Here is a 17,762-nt window from a genome sequence, read left to right on the forward strand (position 1 = left end):
TGGCTTGTTTGCCAAGGATCACCAGCTGAGGCTGTTCCTTGTCGACAACAGCCTTGAGCAGCTTGGCAACGGCCAGGGAAGTCAGGTCTTCGGCGATTTCTACGAGGATGGCGCGGTCGGCACCCAGAGCCAGCGCGGTGCGCAGTTGCTCTTGAGCGGTGGACGGGCCGACGGAGACCGCCACAACCTCAGTAGCGATACCTTGCTCCTTGAGGCGTACGGCTTCTTCCACGGCAATTTCGCAGAACGGGTTCATCGACATCTTGACGTTGGCAAGATCGACGCCGGAATGGTCCGCCTTGACGCGGACTTTCACGTTGTAGTCGACCACGCGTTTGATGGCTACCAGGATTTTCATTGGGCAGTGTTCTCTCGAAAAACGTTGATCGTTGCAGTGCAGTCAGATAGCCCCGGCGGCACGCATTGCTTCAATGCGATCTGCCCCCAGCCCCAATTCCGTGAGCAGCTGTTCGGTATGTTGGCCAAGTCCCGGCACGGCATCCATACGAGGTTCGAATGCGCTGTTGCTGCCGGGCGGGATCAGGCTGGGAATGGAGCCGGCAGAGGTTTCGACTTCTCGCCAACGATCACGGGCCTGAAGTTGCGGATGATCCCAGACACCTTGCATGTCGTTGACCCGGGCGTTGGCGATTTGCGCCTGGTCCAGGCGATCGATCACCGCATCGAAGCTGAGCGTGGAGAACGCTGCAACGATCAGTTCCCGTAGCGCGTTGCGGTTCTCGACGCGTTTGAAGTTAGCCGAGAAGCGCGGGTCTTTGGCCAGCTCCGGTGTAACCAGTACCTTCTCGCAAAACTGCTGCCATTCCCGCTCGTTCTGCAACCCGAGCATCACGGTGGTGCCGTCACCGACGGGGAAGGGACCGTAGGGATAAATGGTCGCGTGCGCAGCGCCGGCACGAGGGGGCGCAGGCGCTCTGTCGTAGGCGTAGTACATCGGGTAGTTCATCCACTCGACCAGGCTTTCGAGCATGGACACATCGAGGTGGCTGCCTTCACCGGTGCGTTCGCGCAACAACAGCGCAGACAGGATGCCGGTGTAGGCGTACATGCCGGCGGCAATATCGGCAATCGAACATCCGGCCTTGGCCATGTCTTCCTCGCCCTGGCCGCCGGTGACCGACAGAAAACCCCCTTCACTCTGGATCAGCAGGTCGTAGGCTTTCTTCTTCTCATAAGGGCCACCGGCGCCATAGCCTGAAATGTCGCAGACGATCAGGCGCGCAAATCGCTGATGCAAAGCTTCGAATGACAGTCCCATCCGAGCCGCAGCACCGGGCGCCAGGTTCTGCACCAGGACATCGGCGCTGGCCAGCAAACTGTCCAGCACCTCGGTGGCACAATCCTGCTTGAGGTCGAGGGTCAGGCTTTCTTTCGAACGATTGGTCCACACGAAGTGCGAGGCCAGGCCGTTGACGCGCTGGTCGTAGCCTCGGGCGAAATCGCCTGTGCCTGGTCGTTCGACCTTGATCACCCGAGCGCCGAGGTCAGCCAGTTGTCGGGTACAGAAGGGCGCGGCAATGGCATGTTCGAGGCTGACGACGGTCAGGCCATCTAGGGGACGGGGGCGGTTGGGCTGGCTCATTATTTTTATCTCTCTTGTTGTTAGAAAGAGCGCGGCAGCTCAAGCAGGTGTTCGGCGACGTACGAGAGGATCAGGTTGGTGGAAATGGGGGCGACCTGATACAGGCGGGTTTCGCGGAACTTGCGCTCGACGTCGTATTCGCAGGCAAAACCGAATCCGCCGTGGGTTTGCAGGCAAGCGTTGGCAGCCTCCCAGGAGGCCTTGGCCGCCAGGTACTTGGCCATGTTGGCGCTGGCACCGGCGTTGATGCCGTTGTCATATTCCTCGCAGGCACGCCAGCGCATCAGGTCCGCCGCTTCGATTTCCACGTGGGCTTCGGCGATGGGGAACTGCACGCCCTGGTTCTGCCCGATCGGGCGGCCGAAGACCACGCGATCACGGGCGTACGCGCTGGCTTTTTCGATGAACCAGCGACCGTCGCCAATGCATTCGGCGGCGATCAAGGTGCGCTCGGCGTTCAGGCCGTCGAGGATGTACCTGAAGCCCTTGCCTTCCTCGCCGATGAGGCTGTCCGCGGGGATTTCCAGGTTGTCGAAGAACAGCTCGTTGGTCTCGTGGTTGACCATGTTGGCGATCGGTTGCACGGTCAGGCCGTTACCGATGGCCTCGCGCAGGTCGACAAGAAAGATCGACATGCCTTCGGACTTTTTCTTCACGTCGGCCAAGGGAGTGGTACGCGCCAGCAGGATCATCAGGTCGGAATGCTGGACGCGTGAGATCCATACCTTCTGCCCGTTGATCACGTATTTGTCGCCGCGTTTGACTGCCGTGGTCTTGATCTTGGTGGTGTCGGTGCCGGTAGTCGGCTCGGTCACGGCCATCGATTGCAAACGCAATTCGCCGTTGGCCAGTTTCGGCAGGTAGTAGCTTTTCTGCGCCTCGCTGCCGTGTCGCAGCAGGGTGAACATGTTGTACATCTGCCCGTGAACGGTGCCGGAGTTGCCGCCGCAGCGATTCACTTCTTCGAGGATCACCGAGGCCTCGGCCAGTCCCAGGCCCGATCCGCCGTATTCGGTCGGGATCATCGCTGCCAGCCAACCAGCGTCGGTCAGCGCCTTGACGAAGGTTTCCGGGAAGCCTTTTTCTTCGTCAATCCTGCGCCAGTAAGCGGCATCGAATTCGGCGCAAAGAGCGCGTACACCCTCGCGGATGGCATTGAGTTCGTCAGCGTTGCGGTCAGTCATTATTATTCTCCTCAGCGCATCACGCATGGCGGCGGCCCTGCGTGAGCGGGTACGGGCATGGAAAGGTCAGGTCGGGTTGAAACCCAGCGCAGCACGAAAGCGATTCTTGATGTAGTGACCATCACGCGGTGGCAGCACCCGTGGCGGGTTTTGGGCCTTGATCTTGATGGTCGCGAGCTTGACGCCATCGCGCGTGGCGAAGCGCTCCCGCAGATCGTGCACGCCTGCCATGTCACGGATTTCGTCGGTCCAGCTGAAGCCGCAGGTTTTCGCCACCTGGTCCAGGGAAATACCAAAGCCGGCATGGCTAACCTGCATGCCGGTCTCGCCAAAGTGACCGTTGTCCAACACCGCGATGGTCAGGTTGGCGGGTTTTTGCAGGGCGACGGTGGCCAGTGCGCCGAAGCCCATGAGCAATTCACCGTCACCGGTGACGACGACAACCGTCTTGTCAGGCTGGGCATTGGCCAGGCCAAGGCCAACCGTAATGGCACTGCCCATGGCGGCCCAGAGGTAATAATTCAGGTCATTGTCACCCGCGGCCATGACGTCATAGGACGCCGAGCCCAGACCGGTCACGACCAGCACGTCCTTGCGGTCGGCCAGGAGGGTTTTCACCACTTCGCGGCGGCACAGGGTGTGGTTTGCGCTTACTTGACCCATTTCTTTTCTCCAATCAGGCGCTGGCCGAGCAGCAGGGCAGTGGCGCTATCGCCGTTGAATGCCATGGTGGCGGCACCGTGCAGGAGGGGCGCGACGTCTTGCGGCACGTCCGCGCGCCAGGTCATGACCTTCATCAGGTTCAAGGAGGCTTCGGTGGCCTGGCCCATAGGGTTCTGCCACGCGTTGAATTCGGCCCAGTCGCCACGCATGGTGACGACCATCAGCAGCGGGAAGCCGGCGCAGACTTGCAGGGCCAGTGTGTTGATGCAGTTACCGACGCCGCTGGACTGCATCAGCAGAGCGCCGCGTTCGCCACCCAGCCAGGCGCCGGCAAGGTAGCCGATGCCTTCTTCCTCAGTGGTGAGGACGACGGCCTTGATGTCCGGATCCGCATAAGACATACGAATGGCCGCCGAATGGCCGGCATCCGGTACGAAGACCACGTGTTTGACGTCGTGGGCCTTGAGTACGCGGAACACGTCCTCCTGCCAATCCTGTCCCACGGTGTGTTCAGCTTCTGTTGACATGCCCATCTCCCAAGCAGTGCTGCTTTTGTGTTTTCACACATTCTGGGAGTGGTGGAACTGAACTGCGACTACCGTTTTTGTCTTTGAGATATGCCCGTTTGGTATAGCTGCGCGCCCGATTACCGCACGGCGCTGCAGAACAGGCGAATCCTCTCGCAGGCCTGGCGCAATGAATCTTCATCCAAGGCATAGGCAATCCGAATGTAAGGACCCAGGCCGAAGGCACTGCCATGCACCACGGCCACATCCGCTTCATCGAGTAGCGCATGGGCAACGTCTTCGTCGGTGTGCAGTACTCGACCACCTGCAGAGGTACGGCCGATCAATCCGGCGCAGCAAGCGAACGCGTAAAAAGCGCCTGCCGGACTGACACATTCAAGACCCGGTGTGGCGTTCAGCAACGCCACCATCAAATCGCGACGACGCTGGAATGCCGCGCGACTTTCATGGATGAAGTCCTTCGGCCCTTGCAGTGCGGCGAGGGCGGCCTGTTGTGAGATGGAACATGCCCCCGAGGTTTGCTGGCCTTGCAGCTTTTCCATCGCCTGCAGCAGCCAGCGTGGTCCCGTAGCGAAACCGATGCGCCAACCGGTCATGGCATAGGCCTTGGACACACCGTTCATGGTCAAGGTTCGCGGTGCCAGCCGCGGTTCAACCTGGGCCAGGGTATGGAACTCTTGATCGTCGAAGATCAGATGCTCGTAGATATCATCAGCCAGAATCAGTACATGGGGATGAGCCAACAACACCTGTGCCAAGGCAAGCAGTTCTTCCCGGCTGTACACCGCACCGGTCGGATTGGACGGCGAGTTGAGGATCAGCCAGCGGGTGTGTGGTGTGATCACCGCAGCCAGCGCCGAAGGCGTGAGCTTGAAATCGCTGTCGGCATCGCAAGTAACGATTCGGGCTTCACCACCGCACAGTTGGACCATCTGCGGATAACTGACCCAATACGGCGCCGGTACGATGACCTGGTCCCCTTGATTGAGGGTCGCGGCCAGGGCGTTGTAGATCACCTGCTTGCCACCGTTACAGACGAGGGTGTCTTGCCAGGAGACGTCCAGCCCATTCTCGCGGCGGAACTTGGCGGCCACTGCTTCTCGCAATGAACGTACACCGGCAACCTGGGTGTAGCGGGTATGACCCTGCTCGATAGCGGCGACAGCAGCTTCGCGAACATGCCGGGGGGTATCGAAATCAGGCTCGCCGGCACACAGTGAAATGATCTTCGCGCCTTGCGCCCGACGTTCCGTGACACGGTCCATGATCCGATAAGTCGCCGATGGCTGTGCACTGGCCAGGCGTTGATTCAGTCGTTGGATATCAGCGCTCATGCTCGACTTCTCCACTCAGTCAGGTTCATCAGTTCCAGTGTCGAGCGGCCTTCGCTCAATGCCTGCATCATCTGCGCCTCCTTGTTTGCGCGCGCCTCGCCTTCGGCCAGCGTGCGTGCCACATCCGCTTTTGGAACGATGATCACGCCGTCATCGTCGGCCACCACCAGATCGCCCTGAGCGACTAAAGCACCGTTGAAATTAAAGGGTTGCCCCACCGAGGGCGCACTTGTCTTGACGGTGCCTTTCACTGAAACTCCGCGAGCAAAGACCGGAAACCGGCGTTTCTTCATGGCGGCTATATCCCGTACGCCGCCATCGATCACCAAGCCAACCACGCCAGCTGCTTGAGCCGCTACGGTGAGCACTTCGCCCCAGTAACCGGCGATAAAGCTACCGGTGCCGACAACCAATACGCTGCCACGGGGCGCTCGCTCCATGGCCAGGTGCAGGGCGAGGTTGTCACCCGGCGAGCATTCCAGGGGATAGGCGGGGGCAGCGATGAAAGCACCGTCCCAGATCGGGCGGATCGCACTGTCGACTGCACAAGGCAGATGCGACGCTTCATACAACGTCGAGCTGCCCAGTACTTTTGCGCGCGCGTGAAAGTCCAGCGGGAAGGGGAGCGTGGTCATCAGGATTTCCTCTGCAGATTGTGGTAACCCAATGCGGCCCTGGCTTGCTTGAGGGTTTTACCTTGGGCGATCAGGGTACGGATGTCGGCTTCTACCGATTCGATCTGTCGGGCAACCGTCGCGACCTCACGGGCGCGGGCTCGGGGGACGATTACCACGCCATTGGCGTCAGCGACCACGATGTCCCGGGAGCAGACCCGGGCCGTACCGATGGACACCGGTTGGTTGACAGACTGAACCTGCACACGGTCTTTGCCGGTTCGCATGAAGCGGCCTTTGCTGAAGATCGGGTAGCCATCGCCCAGCGCTTTGTTCACATCACGGCAGACACCGTCGATGACGGTTGCCGCGATCTGCCGGGTACCGGCGTACTGGGTCATGATGTCACCCCAGACGGTACAGTCGGTGCGGCCACCGTTGTCGATGACCACTACATCGCCAGGCGCCACGTCTTCGATGAAGTCGCCCACGGTGCCAGGAGGCACGCTGGCCGTGACGTACTGCACGGTGAATGCGGGTCCGACGATGACCTTGCTGTAGTTGTCCAGCGGTGTCACGCCGAGGCATTGGCCGGGCAGGTCGAGTTTGTCCATTGCGTCAGAGACGCCCGGGGTGTCCAGGCCTTCGAACAAGGCGACCAGTTCGTTGTCTTCAATGTTCATCGGGCGTACTCCACGTGGATCGCTTCGAATTGGGTGTCATGCATCACGTCGGCTACCGAGCGGCCGTTGCGGACAGCCTTGACCATGCCGTCCTGGCGAAGCGCAATGCGCTCGCCAAGCTCGACCACTTTTTCGATATAGGCTGAGGGCACGAATACGGTGCCGCAGGTATCGGCGATGACATAGTCGTTCTCGCTGACACCGACGCCGGCGACTTCGATCGTCACGCCAGCATCGATCTGCACCACACGATTGCGGGCGCTGATCATGGTCACGCCGCGCCCGTAAACCGGGTAGCCAATTGACTCACTGCCGTCGATGTCGCGGCTGAAGCCGTCGATCACCGTGCCGCGCACTTTCTTGCCGGCCGCAGCATTGGCGAGGATATCGCCCCAGCAGGAGATGCCTTCGATTCCACCTGCGATCACCAGCACACGATCATCGCTGTCAATCTGCTCCACCACGGGGGTAATCAGATGCACAGTGGGGACGTTGTCGGATTTTGGCGCCAACAGCACCGTACTGGCGCGGCCGACGATCTTTGGGCAGTTCCACAGTGGGCGCAGCCCCACAGTGGCACCCGGCAGGCCGAGGAAGTCGAGCGCATCGGAGACCGTGTTGGTATCCAGCGCCGCCAAGCGATCGAGCAAACTTTTATTGATCATGGGATAGCCCCAGTAGTGACGGAGGCGCCCAGTGTCAGTGAGACAATTTGATAGGTATATTACTAATCACAGAAGCATTAGATACGATAAACCTATGGATTCATCATGATCAATTTCCGTCTGATTCGTCATCTCTGGTTGTTCCTGGCGGTTGCCGAAGAGCAGAACTTTGGCCGTGCGGCCAAGCGCCTGGGAATGTCCCAGCCGCCGTTGAGCGAGCAGATTCAGGTGTTGGAGCAAGCGCTCAAGGTCAAGTTGTTTGATCGCTCGCGACGTGGTGCAAAGTTGACGCCGGTGGGGGCCGCGATTCTGCCGGCCGTGCGTAAGTTCGCCGATCAACTTGAACGCCTGGAACTTGCCGTGGAGGAGGCGGTGGCGGGGCAGTCGGGGATGCTGACCATTGGTGCGATTTCCACGGCCATGTTCGATGTGTTGCCGGGGCTGATCGAGCAACTGAAGAACGACTATCCGCACCTCACCGTGTCCGTGCGGGAAATCGACAGTGTCGAAGCCGTTCCAGCACTGGAAGCCGGGGATATCGACTTGGCGTTCGCCCGCCTGGATGGTGATTTGGGCGTCTCGATCAAGTCACTGCCACTGTTGGAGGATCGCCTGGTGGTGGCGCTGCCCAGTGACCATCCCTTGGCTTCGCGCACGCGAATCAGTTTGTCCAGTCTGGCCAACGAGCCCTTGGTGATGTTTTCCCGAACGGTCAGTCCGGTCTATTTCGACAACCTGATCGCGACCTGCCGGGCCAGTGGTTTTTCCCCTCGGGTGTTGCATGAAGTGCGCTCTGTTGCCTCGCAAATCGCCTTTGTCAGCTACGGACAAGGCATCGCACTGGTGCCGGCATCGCTGAAAAAAATGGCTCCGGCCAATGTTGTGTTTCGAGCGCTTAGCCAGAAGCTGAATGTAGTGACCACTGCGATGGCCTGGAATGCGGATCGGCCTAATCCGCTGGTGGAGGAAGTGGTTGATCGTCTCCGTACCAAGACATGAGTCGGCCAATGGATGCGCTCATCGGTTGATAGGTTTTACGTATGAAAGCGTTCCCCAATTAGGAATTTACAGAACATACGATTCCCTTGAAATTGCACGCCTGGCTGCCGTCACACCTGGTCCGGCGCTAACTTTTCACTCTAGGAGTCAATCACGTGCCTTCACCAGAAACGTTCACTCACGTGCAAGTCCCCCTGACGGTGGAGGGTGTCCAGTTGAACGTGGCCGCCATCCATCGCGGTGGAGTCCGCGCGCCGATCGTGTTCCTGCATGGTTTTGGTTCGACCAAGGAGGACTATGCCGACATCGAGCAGCAGCCCGCGTTCGCCGGCCACCCTTTCCTGGCTTACGACGCACCGGGTTGTGGGGAAAGCCAGTGTGATGACCTCGCCAGGATTTCCATTCCCTTTCTGCTGCAGACAGCATTACAGGTGCTGGCGCATTTCGGCATCGAGCGCTTTCATCTGGTCGGCCACTCCATGGGTGGTCTGACTGCGTTGATGTTGGCGCATCAGTTTCCGGACCGAGTACTCAGCTTCGTCGATATCGAAGGCAATATCGCCCCGGAAGACTGTTTTCTCAGCCGGCAGATTGTCGACTATCCGAACAACGATCCCGAAGCGTTTTTCACTGCATTCATCGAACGAGCCCGGCATGCCCCGGCCTATGCCAGTGCCCTCTATTCGGCGAGCTTGCGGCACAAGGTGCGTGCCGGTGCGGTGCGGGGGATTTTCCAGTCGATGGTCGACCTTTCCGACAATGCCGGTCTGATGGGCAAGTTCCTCGGGCTGAAGTGTCCGCGAATGTTCATGTACGGCGAGCAGAACGCGTCGTTGTCCTACTTGGCACATATCCAGGCCGAAGGTGTCCGTTTGGCCCCCATTCCTGATTGTGGGCATTTCCCGATGTATTCCAACCCGATCGCGATGTGGCAGCAGATCGCTGATTTCCAGTCGAGCAGCTTTACCGGTTAAGTCCGGTCGTCCTTGAGGGCTTCCTGATTGTTCATGGGAGCCCAGTCAGGCCACAACGTTGAAATTCAAGAACTGATTCAGTCACTTCTGCCGCTTTTGGGCGACGATGTGTGCAGGCGCGTGCGTGCCTGAAATTCGTGTGCTTTCCGCGATAGCGTGCAAAAGAGTGCCGGCCAGATCAGCTCGTTCCAGGCATTGATGCTGAGCCTGGCCGGTCGCGTAGGCGCGGGCAATATTGCCGGTGTCGGGTTGGCGGTCACGCTGGGTGGTCCAGGGGCGGTGTTTTGCAGGCTTGGCCGAGCCGGGAAAGGTCACCAAGGTTCACCAGGAGCATTCATCACAAGTGGCATCGGTATCCGCTACCCGATGATATGAAAAAGGGCCCATGGATCATCATGGGCCCTTTTGGAAAATCACCGTAATCGTCAGTGCCTCAGATCCTCGCAGGCTGGGATTTGAGGCAACCCCTCAATCCGGTGCGCTCTTCGATCTCACCCGAGCCGCTGATGTAGCCATGGCGGGACAGGTTAGGCATCAGCATCGCTGCGATGAACGTGATGCTGACCACGGCTGCGACGTAGAAGAAAAAATACTCCTCGATACCTTGCGAGCGAAGCGACAGGGCGACGTATTCGGCGGTACCACCGAACGCCGCGTTGCCGACGGCATACGGAAAGCCCACACCCAATGCGCGGACCGCGGGCGGGAACAGTTCAGCTTTGACGATCCCGGCAATCGGGGTGTACAGCGACGCGATAGCCAGGCCACCAAATACCAGCAGGAACGCTGTGAAGGGACTGCTGACCGATTGCAGAGAATAGAGCAGGGGGATCACCAGCAGCATGGCCAACCCGGAAAACATCAGCATGTGCGCCTTGATTCCGATACGGTCGGCGAGCAGCCCAAAGATTGGCTGGCAGAACATGAAGCCGATCAGGGCGGCCGTCATGATGAAGCTCACCGTTTCCGGACTGAACCCCGCAGAGATCACCAGGAACTTCTGCATGTAGGTGGTAAAGGTATAGAAGTAAAGCGAACCGCCAATGGTAAAGGCCACCACCAGGGCCACGGCGCGTTTGTGTTTGAACAGGCCGCGCAGCGAGCCGGCGTCTTTGCGGTTCATGTCTTTTTTGGTAGCGGTTTCGTGCATCGCGCGGCGCAGATACACCACGACGATGGAACTTAAGGCGCCAATGAAGAACGGAATTCTCCAACCCCATTCGCGCAATTCCTCGCCGGTCAGCGTTTGTTGAAGAATGACCACGGTCATCAGGGCAAGGAGCTGCCCGGCAATGATGGTGAAGTACTGGAACGAGCCATAGAAACAGCGACGACCCGGGGTCGCGATTTCACTGATGTAGGTGGCACCGGTGCCGTACTCCGCGCCTACGGACAGGCCCTGGATCAGCCTGGCGACAACGAGCATGACCGGCGCAGCCACACCGATGCTTTCATAGGTGGGCATGATGGCAATCAGCAGGGAGCCGGCGCACATCATGAATACCGAGATGATCATCGACACTTTCCGGCCGCGAGTATCAGCGATCCAGCCGAAAATCCAGCCGCCCAGGGGACGCATGAAAAAACCGACGGCGAAGACCCCGGCGGTTGCCAGTAGCTGGCTGGTGGTGTCGCCTTTGGGAAAAAACGAAGCCGCAAAGTAGATCGCGGTGTAGGCATAAATGAAAAAGTCGTACCACTCCACCAGATTGCCCGAGCAGGCACCCATGATGGCTCTGACGCGGTTCGGACTTTTTACCGGGTCGCACGTTTCAGTGTGGTGCGTTGAATCGCTGGTTGATGCCATGGCGCAAGCCCTCGAATCTTATTCTTGTAGTAGTCGAGCGCTTCTGGCCTCGACGTTGATTGCACGCTACCCCAGAGTGACCAGGGTAATAAGCCGTCAGCCAGGCCTAACTGATATACCGAAATTCTATAGCTTGCCTTGCGGGCCCGGCGGGCCAGGGCATACAGCCACTCGAAAGCCGCACCGCCCCCTGCGATGTGGCTCCTGTGGCATTTCAGGGCGCGCCAATGCGTTTACACTGGAACTACTTTCGACGCACTTCGCGCCGAGCCCGACTTTGACTGGCCTGGTAAATGGATGTCGTTCAACTCAAGACCCTGATTCATGTGGCCGAGCTTGGCAGTCTCAGCAAGGCCTCCGACCGGCTGCACATCGCCCAACCGGCATTGAGCAGGCAAATTCGCCTGTTGGAAAAAGAACTGGGGACCTACCTTTTCGATCGGCATGGACGAGGCATGGAGATTACTGATGCCGGGCGTGAAGTCCTGGCGCATGCCACCCGGATCATGGAAGAGATGGAGTCCATTCGAAGTTCGGTGGTGGGCGGGAAGTCTTCTTTTCGCGGCACGGTGGTGATCGGTACGACGCCGACGGTCGCGCAAATTGTCACCGTTCCCCTGGTGCGCAAGATCAAGCAAGAGCACCCGAATCTTGCTATCAGGTTCTCCTCGGCCTTTAGCGGTTATCTGCTCGATTGGGTTCAGCGTGGGGAATTGGAGCTGGCGATTTCTTATGATCCGCAACCCTTGCATACGCTGCGCATCGTGCCGGTGATGATGGAAAACCTGCTGTTGGTCGGCCCCGCCAGCGCCAACCTGCGCCTTGATACACCGGTGTCATTCGAGTCCCTGTGCGAGCAGCCATTGGTGTTGCCCAGCGCTCGTCACAGTCTTCGGGTGATTCTGGATAATTGTGCGCGTGAAGTCGGTATCAAGCTCAACACCAGCGTTGAAGCGGATTCCTTCGGCGCGATGATCGACCTCGTTCGCAGTGGCTTCGGCATGACCGCTTTGCCCCTGGCATCGATTTACCCGCAAATTGAATCGGGCGTACTCAGTGCGGCGCCTTTGGTAGATCCCACTCCCATGCGTAAACTGGTCCTGGTGTTTCCCGCGGACAGGCGAGTCAGTCCGGCCGCAAAGTTTGTGGGAGAGGCCTTCATCGAGATCGCCGCCGAACTGGTCAGCCGCGAAATCTGGGCAGGGCACATGCTCTGAGCGACCACGAAGCCTATTTTGCTGGCGCCTTCATTTCCGTTTTTATTTGTGTGCCGGGCACGAAAAACTGATTGGGATCATCGGCCTTCTTAAGGTCGACCAAGGCTCGGCAAACGCAATGTGAGAATTGTTCGCGCACCGTTTCGGGATCTTGCCAGGCCATGGGCGATGACTGGGTTTTCTGTCCTTCGACCGTTTTATAGCAGACACAATTGTCGAGTCGGGTGACGCCGTTATCGCTCTGGCAAGCGGTGGTAAGCAAAGAGATCGCGATGAGCATGACGATGCGTTTCATGGGCTCCTCTCCAAGGCTGTTGTAAGGGGCTGACTCTAAATAGACCGCCCAACAGTAGGAGGAAGCTTAGCTGTCATTTTCCATCGCTCCATCCATTGGCAGCTTTTGGTTGTGGACTCAACCCATCGAATTCACTGATCTCGAGGAAGCCCTGGCTGTACCACGCTGGCTCTCAGCGCCTTGGCTACCTGGGTTTGAATCTCGTAGGCGGGCGCCTCCACGGCGGAGTAGTCACGGGTGTAGCGAGTGGCAAACTCGGCGACGCCCCATTGCTGGTACTGCTGCACGTGCTTCAACTCATGGGCCCACAGCGCGACGTTGTTCAGCGCGTCGTCCTGGCAGCGAAAGACGATGATGTCGACAAGGGTGACGGCATTGACATCGGGGTTCTGCAGCATGGTGTTGGCGGCGTTCAGCTCTTCGTCATCGCCGACCTTGTAGCGGGCCGAGTCGAGCACCTGGAGGTCGTAGTAGGGTTCAAGCTGGGCGCGGATGTTCAGCGGGATGGTTTGAACATCGCCGGCTGCCGCGGTGTTGCGCGATTGAACGATCCAGTTCTTTAATCCAGCGGCCGCTATCTGGTTCATGTTTTCGAAGAGCTCCCCGGTGTCCTCTTTGGAGCCTGGCGCACAAAAACAGGCGACCACACACACCTGGTACTGTCCTTGCGGGCAGGCAAAAGCAGAAGACGAAGTGCCAACGCACAAGAGTGGAATCGCCAAGCGCAAGACTTGACGGAGAAAGACGGCTGACAAAGGGGTCTCCCGCAGGCAATGGTTATTTGGCAGGAGCATTTCGCGCCGTTGCCCTGCCACGGGTTCGACCGTTGTAATGACGTTCGATTCCCTGGATCCAGGTTTTTTTCAGGCCAATGCCGAGAAATACGAATGAGAACGCCTATCAAAAGTCAGGTGATACGGTATACCATGCGCCGCGAAATTATTGGCATGTATGCCGTCCCATTTGGCTATTCTCTCAAGGCTTCCTAGATGCGTCGTACCCTGCTGTCTATCTGTGTGCTTCAGGCGTTTTCCACTTCCTCCTGGGCGGAGCAAGCGACAACCGCTAAAACCGGCCTGGAGTTGCAGGCGACCGACATCGTTGGCACCGCGGACCTTGAAACCGCCACGGGGCCAGTGGACGGCTACCGTGCGACCCGTTCTGCCAGCGCAACGCGTACCGACACGGCGATCCACGAAACCCCGCAGTCCATCAGCGTGGTGCCCAAGGATGTCGTCGAGGACATCAGTGCAACCAGGTTGCAGGACGCGCTCGATTACGCCGGCGGTGTGGGGCGGGCCAATAATTTCGGTGGCCAGGGGCTGACCACCTTCACCGTGCGTGGCTTTACCACCGGTGAGTTCTATCGCAACGGGTTCCCGATCAACCGTGGTTATCCGAACATGCCGGATGCGAACACCATCGAGCGCCTTGAAGTGTTGCGCGGCCCGGCGACCACGCTTTACGGCCGAGGCGATCCTGGCGGCACGTTCAACGTAGTCTCCAAGCAACCGCTGGCCGAACGCACCGTTACGCTGGGCAGCCAGCTAAACGATCAGGGAATGAAGCGCGGTACGCTGGACGCCTCCGGCCCGCTCGACGAAGAGGGCCGCCTGGCCTATCGCCTGAACGTGGTGGGCGAGGGCGGCGATACCTTCCGTGATCACGTGGAAACCGAACGTTATGGCGTGACGCCGGTTATTTCGTGGCAGGCCAACGACGACACCAAGGTGATCTTCGAAGGCGATTTCATGCGCAACAATCATCCGCTGGATCGCGGCCTGACGCGCTATCCGAATCAGATTGGCACCGCCTCGCGCGACACGTTCTTCGGTGAGAAAGACGTCGGCAAGTTGCACAACGACAACAACATGGCCCAGCTGCGTTTCGAGCACTTGCTCAATGACGACTGGACTTTGGGCGGTGGTTTCCAGTGGCTCGATGGCACCTTGCAGGGCAACGCCGTTGAAGCCAATGGCGTCGCTGCCGACGGACGCACCCTGGGGCGCAACTTCAATTACCGCAAGCTGGAGTGGACGGACAAGGACACCCAACTGAACCTCACCGGGCATTTCACGGTGGGCGGTTTCGATCACACCTTGCTGACCGGTATCGAGTACGAAGATTACGACTACAAGTCGATCATCCAGCGCTCCAGTGGCGCGGTGAGTGCCTACCCGATCGATATCTTCAACCCGGTGTATGGCCAGCCTCGTCCAGCCCTGACCCGCACGCCGACCAACGACAAGGAAAACCTGAAGACCTACGCCGCCTTCGTCCAGGACCAGGTGGCGTTGACCGAGCGCTTGAAAGTCCTGGCGGGCGCGCGTTTCGAGCGTTTCGAGCATGACTACGAAACCTTCGTACCGGGTGGCAGGAGCTGGGAGGCGAGCGACAACGCGGTGACGCCGCGTCTTGGCGTGCTGTATGACCTGACCGATACCGTGGCTGTTTATGCCAATACCGCACGCTCTTTCAAACCCAATAGCGGGGCCAGCCGCGAGGGTGGCGGCTTTGACCCGGAAAAGGGCAAGTCCTATGAGCTGGGTATCAAGTGGGAAGCGCTGGATCGCCAGCTGAGTGTGGACGCGGCGATCTACCAGATTGAAAAACGCAATGTCCTGACTACCGACCCCGTGGACTCGACCTTCAGCGTGGCGGCGGGCGAAGTGCGCAGCCGTGGCTTTGACCTGAACGTGGCTGGCAATGTAACCCCCGAGTGGCGGGTGATTGGCGGCTATGCCTATGTCGATGCCGAGGTCACCAAGGACAACGTGATCGAGTCGGGCACCCGGTTGATGAACATTCCGAAGAACAGCTTCAGCCTGCTCAACGTCTACGAGTTCCAGGATGGCACGCTCAAGGGGCTGGGGCTGGGCACAGGGCTCAAGTACGTCGATGAGCGTGCAGGGCAGACAGCTAATACGGCGTTTTCGATGGGCAGCTACACCGTTGTCGATCTACTCGGCTTCTACCAGATCAACGACAAGGTCCGGCTGAATCTCGATGTGAAGAACGTGTTCGACCGAGATTATGAAGAAGGCGCCTTTGGTAACGTCTATGCCTACCCGGGTGCGCCGAGGACGGTTCAGGTCGGCATTTCCTACACCTTGTAGCTCGAAGGGATGTAGCACGTTCACTCGCCCGTTACAGGGCGGGTGAGTGAACGGGTCAAGGCCCTTTGCCTTGGGTCTTCTTCAGGCCTTTCAAACGCATATTTGCCCTTTGCACGGCGGCCATTTTTTCAGGCCGCTTCATGCGTTTCCACTTCTTGATGTCTTCCTTGCTGCGCCCGCAGCTCACGCACAGATCGCCGCTCAGCTGGCAAACGGCAATGCAGGGGTTTTCGATTTCCTTCGCCATCGTCAATGGCCCTTGGTCGCGCTTGATGCCAGGCGTTTGTGCCAATCGCCGCCATGGGCGCGTTGGCACTCCTCTTCAGAGTCGAATCGGACAGTGTGATCCGAAGCCTCCAGATCGATGTTTGCCGCGTTCAGCGCAATGGCCGTCAGCTCAAGAATCCGCACTTTCGCGTTAGCCTGGGCGAGTTTTTTGTCGGCCTGCGTTTCGAACACCCAGGTCACCTTCAGCGTTTGTGCAAGCGCGTTCAAGTCAGCCGTATGGGTGAGCCAGGTAAAGCCTTTGATTTCAGATTTTGCCGTTTCGCAGGCGTCGGTAAGAGTCGCTATCAAGCGGCGCTCGATCCGTGCAAGTTCACGTTTGCCCAAGGGCATGGCGGGTTCCTTTGGAGCTGAAAGTGGGGGCGCTCTGCACCAGATGGATTGGGCGACAGTAGCGACGAGAGTTCATGGGAGAACCTTGTCATGGAAATCAGGTCGATCGAAACTCGACAGTCAGATGGCTGATTTCGTGAACAGGCTTCAGGCGTTCACGAATGCTTTCGGTGCTTGCAGGGGCTTCGCCAATGACGCTGACGATAGCTGCATGCGCTTGCGGCCCAACCCGCCAGACATGCAAGTCTGTGATGGTTGCATCGCCAGGCTTCTCAACCAACTCACGGATTTCCCCTGCAACGTGCTCATCCGTTTGATCCAGCAGTACGCTCGCGGTCACCCCCATCAAGCTCCAGGCCCAACGCGCGATGACAATGGCACCCACGATGCCCATTGCAGGATCCAGCCATACCCACCCGAGGTAGCGGCCAGCGAGCAATGCCACAATGGCCAGGACGGAGGTAAACGCGTCCGCGATGACGTGAGCGTAGGCTGAACGCAGGTTGTTATCATTGCCGTGATGTCCGTGACCATGATGATCGTGGTCGTGGTCGTGGTCGTGGTCGTGGTCGTGACTGTGACCGTGGCCAAGCAGAAGTGCACTCACGATGTTGACGATCAGGCCGACAATCGCAATGAGCGTGGCGGTGCCGAACTGAACCGCTGTTGGCTGCAACAGCCGCATCACTGACTCTACGCCGATTGCCAGGGACACCATGCCGAGAATGAGCGCCGATGCGAACCCGCCCAGGTCTCCGACTTTTCCGGTACCAAAGCTGTATCGCTTACTCGAGGCGTGGCGCTTCGCGTATCCGTAAGCCGCCGCCGCGATACCCAATGCACCGGCATGGGTCGCCATGTGAAAGCCATCGGCGAGTAACGCCATGGAGCCCGTGAGATAGCCAGCGGTTATTTCGCCCACCATCATCACCAGGGTAAGTGCCACGACCCAAAGCGTGCGTTTGGCATTTTCTTCGTGCGCAGATCCAAGGAATACGTGGTCGTGTACATGATCGATTTTGCTGTTTGTGCTGCTCATGAGCTTGTCCCCGTTGACTTCACTGGGAGTGGCGGCGAATGGCTTCAAGTAGCTCTTGCACACCCTTGTTGCGCTCATCTTCGCTGAGGGCAGGGTTCGCTACATGTTCCCGGGCGTGATCCTCAATGATTTCCTCCATCAAACCATTAATAGCTCCACGTGTGGCGGCGACAGGATGCATTTTTTCGCGCAGTCGAGATTCGATCCGTTTGACGATGAGGTTGTACCTGAGTCACTGATCAACCGGCACCACAGGGGAAGCCGATAATTATTGGCTGTTGTTTATGCAGTGACTGTTCTGGCCCCTTCGCGGGCTTGCCCGCGAAGAGGCCCGCACAGCCAACACAAAAAGCCAGCCAACAAAAAGCCCCGCCAGACAAATACCCGGCAGGGCTTCGATGACGCCGAACGTTACTTAAGCAAC

19 protein-coding genes and 2 pseudogenes are annotated in these 17,762 nt (G+C 58.9%); 5 read left to right on the forward strand and 16 right to left on the reverse strand.

What is annotated here, in order from left to right; translation table 11 throughout:
• From ACIO0C_RS30595 to ACIO0C_RS30635, 9 genes are all read right to left on the reverse strand, one after another.
• Positions 1 to 358, reverse strand: a 358-nt coding sequence (locus ACIO0C_RS30595; RefSeq protein WP_401318157.1) for an electron transfer flavoprotein subunit beta/FixA family protein, incomplete at its 3' end; no start/stop codon positions are given.
• Positions 359 to 400: 42 nt separating this feature from the next.
• Positions 401 to 1,603, reverse strand: a complete 1,203-nt coding sequence (locus ACIO0C_RS30600; protein ID WP_401318160.1) for a CaiB/BaiF CoA transferase family protein — start codon at positions 1,601 to 1,603, stop codon at positions 401 to 403.
• A gap of 20 nt (positions 1,604 to 1,623) precedes the next feature.
• The gene (locus tag ACIO0C_RS30605; RefSeq protein WP_401318162.1) at positions 1,624 to 2,787 is read right to left on the reverse strand and encodes an acyl-CoA dehydrogenase family protein; all 1,164 of its coding nucleotides are present in this window, start codon (positions 2,785 to 2,787) and stop codon (positions 1,624 to 1,626) included.
• Between the two features lie 66 nt (positions 2,788 to 2,853).
• Positions 2,854 to 3,450, reverse strand: a complete 597-nt coding sequence (locus ACIO0C_RS30610) for a thiamine pyrophosphate-dependent enzyme (protein WP_401318164.1) — start codon at positions 3,448 to 3,450, stop codon at positions 2,854 to 2,856.
• Positions 3,438 to 3,977: a thiamine pyrophosphate-binding protein gene (locus ACIO0C_RS30615; protein WP_401318166.1), complete on the reverse strand. Its 540-nt coding sequence runs from the start codon at positions 3,975 to 3,977 to the stop codon at positions 3,438 to 3,440. Before ACIO0C_RS30615 ends, ACIO0C_RS30610 begins: the two co-directional genes overlap by 13 nt.
• A gap of 119 nt (positions 3,978 to 4,096) precedes the next feature.
• The gene (locus tag ACIO0C_RS30620; protein ID WP_401318168.1) at positions 4,097 to 5,311 is read right to left on the reverse strand and encodes a pyridoxal phosphate-dependent aminotransferase; all 1,215 of its coding nucleotides are present in this window, start codon (positions 5,309 to 5,311) and stop codon (positions 4,097 to 4,099) included.
• Complete coding sequence (locus tag ACIO0C_RS30625) at positions 5,308 to 5,946, reverse strand: RraA family protein (protein ID WP_401318170.1); 639 nt, start codon at positions 5,944 to 5,946, stop codon at positions 5,308 to 5,310. Before ACIO0C_RS30625 ends, ACIO0C_RS30620 begins: the two co-directional genes overlap by 4 nt.
• A complete protein-coding gene (locus ACIO0C_RS30630) occupies positions 5,946 to 6,608 on the reverse strand; it encodes an RraA family protein (RefSeq protein WP_401318172.1) in 663 nt (220 codons plus the stop codon). The genes ACIO0C_RS30625 and ACIO0C_RS30630 overlap by 1 nt, the downstream gene beginning before the upstream one ends.
• Positions 6,605 to 7,273 carry an RraA family protein gene (locus tag ACIO0C_RS30635; RefSeq protein WP_401318174.1) on the reverse strand — a complete coding sequence of 223 codons (669 nt, stop codon included), beginning with the start codon at positions 7,271 to 7,273 and terminating at the stop codon, positions 6,605 to 6,607. Before ACIO0C_RS30635 ends, ACIO0C_RS30630 begins: the two co-directional genes overlap by 4 nt.
• 105 nt (positions 7,274 to 7,378) lie before the next feature.
• On the opposite strand from ACIO0C_RS30635, the gene ACIO0C_RS30640 reads away from it, so the two are divergent.
• The 3 genes and pseudogenes from ACIO0C_RS30640 to ACIO0C_RS30650 all read left to right on the forward strand — a co-directional run.
• Entirely contained in the window at positions 7,379 to 8,272 is an 894-nt protein-coding gene (locus ACIO0C_RS30640; RefSeq protein ID WP_401318176.1) for a LysR family transcriptional regulator, read from the forward strand.
• Positions 8,273 to 8,427: 155 nt separating this feature from the next.
• Positions 8,428 to 9,246 (forward strand): alpha/beta fold hydrolase, encoded by an 819-nt coding sequence (locus tag ACIO0C_RS30645; protein WP_401318179.1) that lies wholly within the window; start codon positions 8,428 to 8,430, stop codon positions 9,244 to 9,246.
• Positions 9,247 to 9,420: 174 nt separating this feature from the next.
• Positions 9,421 to 9,531: pseudogene (locus ACIO0C_RS30650) on the forward strand (alanine:cation symporter family protein); the annotation flags it as partial.
• A gap of 148 nt (positions 9,532 to 9,679) precedes the next feature.
• Here ACIO0C_RS30650 and ACIO0C_RS30655 read toward each other — a convergent pair.
• Positions 9,680 to 11,053, reverse strand: a complete 1,374-nt coding sequence (locus ACIO0C_RS30655; RefSeq protein WP_401318181.1) for an MFS family transporter — start codon at positions 11,051 to 11,053, stop codon at positions 9,680 to 9,682.
• Positions 11,054 to 11,379: 326 nt separating this feature from the next.
• Between ACIO0C_RS30655 and ACIO0C_RS30660 the strand changes: the two genes are divergently transcribed.
• Positions 11,380 to 12,270 (forward strand): LysR substrate-binding domain-containing protein, encoded by an 891-nt coding sequence (locus ACIO0C_RS30660; protein WP_401318184.1) that lies wholly within the window; start codon positions 11,380 to 11,382, stop codon positions 12,268 to 12,270.
• A gap of 13 nt (positions 12,271 to 12,283) precedes the next feature.
• Here the strand turns inward: ACIO0C_RS30660 and ACIO0C_RS30665 are convergent, their stop codons facing one another.
• Together ACIO0C_RS30665 and ACIO0C_RS30670 are read right to left on the reverse strand one after the other, a co-directional pair.
• Positions 12,284 to 12,565, reverse strand: a complete 282-nt coding sequence (locus ACIO0C_RS30665) for a hypothetical protein (RefSeq protein WP_401318187.1) — start codon at positions 12,563 to 12,565, stop codon at positions 12,284 to 12,286.
• Between the two features lie 131 nt (positions 12,566 to 12,696).
• Entirely contained in the window at positions 12,697 to 13,152 is a 456-nt protein-coding gene (locus ACIO0C_RS30670) for a DUF4157 domain-containing protein (protein WP_401318189.1), read from the reverse strand.
• 402 nt (positions 13,153 to 13,554) lie between these two features.
• On the opposite strand from ACIO0C_RS30670, the gene ACIO0C_RS30675 reads away from it, so the two are divergent.
• On the forward strand, positions 13,555 to 15,681 hold the full coding sequence (locus ACIO0C_RS30675) for a TonB-dependent siderophore receptor (protein WP_401318191.1): 2,127 nt from the start codon (positions 13,555 to 13,557) through the stop codon (positions 15,679 to 15,681).
• Positions 15,682 to 15,736: 55 nt separating this feature from the next.
• On the opposite strand, the gene ACIO0C_RS30680 is transcribed toward ACIO0C_RS30675, so the two are convergent.
• The 4 genes and pseudogenes from ACIO0C_RS30680 to ACIO0C_RS30695 all read right to left on the reverse strand — a co-directional run.
• Positions 15,737 to 15,928: a DUF1289 domain-containing protein gene (locus ACIO0C_RS30680; protein ID WP_401318194.1), complete on the reverse strand. Its 192-nt coding sequence runs from the start codon at positions 15,926 to 15,928 to the stop codon at positions 15,737 to 15,739.
• A 2-nt stretch (positions 15,929 to 15,930) separates the two neighbouring features.
• A complete protein-coding gene (locus ACIO0C_RS30685; RefSeq protein ID WP_401318196.1) occupies positions 15,931 to 16,299 on the reverse strand; it encodes a hypothetical protein in 369 nt (122 codons plus the stop codon).
• Between the two features lie 97 nt (positions 16,300 to 16,396).
• A complete protein-coding gene (gene dmeF / locus ACIO0C_RS30690; RefSeq protein WP_401318198.1) occupies positions 16,397 to 17,338 on the reverse strand; it encodes a CDF family Co(II)/Ni(II) efflux transporter DmeF in 942 nt (313 codons plus the stop codon).
• 19 nt (positions 17,339 to 17,357) lie between these two features.
• Positions 17,358 to 17,542 (reverse strand): annotated as a pseudogene (locus ACIO0C_RS30695) (metal-sensing transcriptional repressor); the annotation flags it as partial.
• Positions 17,543 to 17,762: the final 220 nt, after the last annotated feature.

The sequence above is a fragment of the Pseudomonas sp. NPDC087336 genome (assembly GCF_044744285.1).
GTDB lineage: Bacteria > Pseudomonadota > Gammaproteobacteria > Pseudomonadales > Pseudomonadaceae > Aquipseudomonas.

Bases quoted from the DNA above. Each gene is read 5' to 3' on its own strand.
- ACIO0C_RS30600 (WP_401318160.1), bottom strand. From the start codon at position 1,603: ATGAGCCAGCCCAACCGCCCCCGTCCCCTAGATGGCCTGACCGTCGTC.
- ACIO0C_RS30605 (WP_401318162.1), bottom strand. From the start codon at position 2,787: ATGACTGACCGCAACGCTGACGAACTCAATGCCATCCGCGAGGGTGTA.
- ACIO0C_RS30610 (WP_401318164.1), bottom strand. From the start codon at position 3,450: ATGGGTCAAGTAAGCGCAAACCACACCCTGTGCCGCCGCGAAGTGGTG.
- ACIO0C_RS30615 (WP_401318166.1), bottom strand. From the start codon at position 3,977: ATGTCAACAGAAGCTGAACACACCGTGGGACAGGATTGGCAGGAGGAC.
- ACIO0C_RS30620 (WP_401318168.1), bottom strand. From the start codon at position 5,311: ATGAGCGCTGATATCCAACGACTGAATCAACGCCTGGCCAGTGCACAG.
- ACIO0C_RS30625 (WP_401318170.1), bottom strand. From the start codon at position 5,946: ATGACCACGCTCCCCTTCCCGCTGGACTTTCACGCGCGCGCAAAAGTA.
- ACIO0C_RS30630 (WP_401318172.1), bottom strand. From the start codon at position 6,608: ATGAACATTGAAGACAACGAACTGGTCGCCTTGTTCGAAGGCCTGGAC.
- ACIO0C_RS30635 (WP_401318174.1), bottom strand. From the start codon at position 7,273: ATGATCAATAAAAGTTTGCTCGATCGCTTGGCGGCGCTGGATACCAAC.
- ACIO0C_RS30640 (WP_401318176.1), top strand. From the start codon at position 7,379: ATGATCAATTTCCGTCTGATTCGTCATCTCTGGTTGTTCCTGGCGGTT.
- ACIO0C_RS30655 (WP_401318181.1), bottom strand. From the start codon at position 11,053: ATGGCATCAACCAGCGATTCAACGCACCACACTGAAACGTGCGACCCG.
- ACIO0C_RS30665 (WP_401318187.1), bottom strand. From the start codon at position 12,565: ATGAAACGCATCGTCATGCTCATCGCGATCTCTTTGCTTACCACCGCT.
- ACIO0C_RS30670 (WP_401318189.1), bottom strand. From the start codon at position 13,152: ATGAACCAGATAGCGGCCGCTGGATTAAAGAACTGGATCGTTCAATCG.
- ACIO0C_RS30675 (WP_401318191.1), top strand. From the start codon at position 13,555: ATGCGTCGTACCCTGCTGTCTATCTGTGTGCTTCAGGCGTTTTCCACT.
- ACIO0C_RS30680 (WP_401318194.1), bottom strand. From the start codon at position 15,928: ATGGCGAAGGAAATCGAAAACCCCTGCATTGCCGTTTGCCAGCTGAGC.
- ACIO0C_RS30685 (WP_401318196.1), bottom strand. From the start codon at position 16,299: ATGCCCTTGGGCAAACGTGAACTTGCACGGATCGAGCGCCGCTTGATA.
- dmeF (WP_401318198.1), bottom strand. From the start codon at position 17,338: ATGAGCAGCACAAACAGCAAAATCGATCATGTACACGACCACGTATTC.